The following is a 359-nucleotide window of genomic DNA, read 5'->3' as shown; positions in this document are numbered from 1 at the left end:
AGTCGACTTTAGTCCGTTCGCAAAATACATCACGCTGATATGTACGAAGGATGGCAACATTCAACTTTCTTATTGATATATTAAAAAATATAAAGAAAAAATTGCATTATTAACATTCAAAGGTCAAAAAAATCATCATCGTCCCAGCGTGGTCTATCTAAAAAGAGGGCAGTCAGCAGTTAAGCGTCACCTTGCTAATGAAAGCGATTTATTAGATTTACTCAGTAAAGATTATGATGTCTCATCATATATTGCAGAGACAACACCCATCAATGAGCTGTACGCAGCAGTTTTTAATGCTGACCTTATTATCGGTATTGAAGGTAGCCAGTTAGCGCATGGTATAGTGGCAGGTAAAG

General features: G+C 36.8%; 1 protein-coding gene. It reads left to right on the top strand.

Annotated elements, in window-relative coordinates:
- Window positions 1-148: 148 nt before the first annotated feature.
- Window positions 149-359 (top strand): glycosyltransferase family 61 protein (locus A9E74_RS13910; RefSeq protein WP_176718954.1); only part of this gene is annotated, 211 nt, incomplete at its 3' end.

Origin of the sequence: Methylophaga muralis (assembly GCF_001720165.1) — a bacterium.
Taxonomy (GTDB): domain Bacteria; phylum Pseudomonadota; class Gammaproteobacteria; order Nitrosococcales; family Methylophagaceae; genus Methylophaga; species Methylophaga muralis.
The sequence above is the reverse complement of the archived record's forward strand: the minus strand, read 5'-3'. Positions and strand labels throughout refer to the sequence as shown.